The 291-nt window shown below is 41.6% G+C and carries 1 protein-coding gene; it reads right to left on the reverse strand.

The annotated features are described in order from the left end of the window. The coding region (locus tag JKP73_RS22845) for a hypothetical protein (RefSeq protein ID WP_200412060.1) at positions 1–291 on the reverse strand (291 nt) is incomplete at both ends.

Genomic DNA, 291 nt, shown 5'->3' on the forward strand with positions numbered 1-291 from the left:
TATCTGCCTTACCTAAAGAAAATCCTGCTATTCTATTAGCTATCTGCATAATTTGCTCTTGATAAACTAATACCCCGTAGGTCTTCGACAATATCGCAGCTAAGTCAGGATGTGGGGAAGTGATTGCTTCTTCCCCATGCTTTCTCCTTATAAAGGTAGGAATATATTCCATTGGTCCAGGTCGATAAAGCGCATTAACCGCATCGATATCTTCAAACTCAGTTGGCTTTAATTGCTGCAACACGCGTTTCATCCCCTGTGACTCGAGCTGAAATACACCGTTTGTTTTTC

Origin of the sequence: Virgibacillus salexigens (assembly GCF_014905415.1) — a bacterium.
In the GTDB taxonomy this organism is placed as follows: domain Bacteria; phylum Bacillota; class Bacilli; order Bacillales; family Amphibacillaceae; genus Virgibacillus; species Virgibacillus salexigens.